General features: G+C 60.6%; 1 protein-coding gene. It reads right to left on the bottom strand.

Annotation, left to right across the window (positions count from 1 at the left end; translation table 11 throughout):
* Positions 1–18: 18 nt before the first annotated feature.
* Entirely contained in the window at positions 19–1356 is a 1338-nt protein-coding gene (locus NCS58_RS34025) for an IS4 family transposase (RefSeq protein WP_284502542.1), read from the bottom strand.
* Positions 1357–1479 lie beyond the last annotated feature (123 nt).

Below are 1479 nucleotides of genomic sequence, written 5' to 3'. Positions count from 1 at the left end.
CATGCGATTACACACAAGTCATTCGCCGAGTTCTCGGGCGTACTTGAGGCCGGCGGCGAAATCCGTCACTCGCTGGAGGCCTTGCCAGATGGTTTTGACTCCGGGTTCGCCGTCGCCTTTGCGCGCCAGGAAGCCGCCGAGCATGGCGACCAAGCGCACGACCTCATTCAGACGCGGTGAGTTCTTCGGCGGTTTCTTCTTATTGAGAATGAATGCCGCTCGCCATTCATCTCGCTCGAACAAGAGCGCTGCCTCCAGGTCTGGGCAAGTTCGACCGAGTCGCATCAACCGTGCGATGCGCCATGCCACCACCATGAACAGCGCCAAGGCACGTTCAAGCCTTGCCATCGATGCGAGTTGCAATGCCTCGACCCGACAGCCGTTCTTGAGCACGTGAAAGAAAAGCTCAACCTCCCAGCGCGCGCGGTACCAGTCAATAAGCTGCGCTGCGGCATCAAGGTCGTGCGCCTCGCGGTTACTGAGCAGTCGCCATTCAATCGGCTTGGCGCCCGCCGGCGGGTCGACCTCCCGGGCGACGATGCAAGTGGCACTCACCACGCCGCCGGCAGCATCGGGCAACGCGACACGCTGCGCCCACACCTGCTGTCGTACCGCGCGCGCAGGCTGAGCCTGACGGGCTGCCAGCGTAAATTGAATCCTACCCACTGGCTCACCCGCAGTCACTTTGTCCCATAGCTTGCCGCCGTCAGGCAAGGTGCGATTGTGCTGCGAGCGCAGTAACCAATCCGCCGGATGGCCCAACTCCTTCGCTTTGACCATCAGTGCCATGATGTCCGATTCCCGGTCAGCCACATAGACCAGTCGTGTGGCGGGCAGTGCCGCCGCTTGTTCGGCAATCCGTTCATATCCTTCGGTCCAGCGGGTACTTTCCTTGATGCCGGGGCGCACCCCATCCGCACCCTTGGGCTCGCGTGCCCACATGTAGGCATCAAGCACGCCCAGCGGCTCGCGCGATGGCGTCACCGCGTAAGTCGGATGCAAATACAGCCCGCGTTGAGCTTCATACGACAGCGGACCCAAGCCGGTGATGGTCTGGCCGTTAAAGTCCAACTCCGTGGTGTCCTGGATACATAGCACTACTTCGCAAGCCCGCATCCGTTCGGCCGAGTTCTGCCAATGTGGTGCCATGATGTCGCGCCAGTCCAGCTCCTCTTGCGCCAGGAAGCGGTACGCTGCAGCCGTTTCCGCCCAGCCGCCGCATGCGTTGGGTATGCTTGCCGTCGGCTTCTCCGCAAGCCGCTCAGCCAGTAGCACCGCGCGCTTGTTCAGCCGTTGGTCACCCAAATCAATATCCTTGAATTCTGCTTCTGCCCAGCTCGATTTCTCTCGCGTCATGTGCCGTCCAAAATGCAAGAGTTAACGCCAGTCCGAGAGAGTTTACAACTCCGTCCGCTATGTCATTGACCGTAAACGACTTTTCGCGGCTCGCCACCGCTACGACTTGTGTGTAATGAGGTG

The sequence above is a fragment of the Caballeronia sp. INML3B genome (assembly GCF_023631305.1).
Classification (GTDB): Bacteria; Pseudomonadota; Gammaproteobacteria; order Burkholderiales; family Burkholderiaceae; genus Caballeronia; species Caballeronia turbans.
This window is presented reverse-complemented; position numbering and strand designations above follow the sequence as displayed.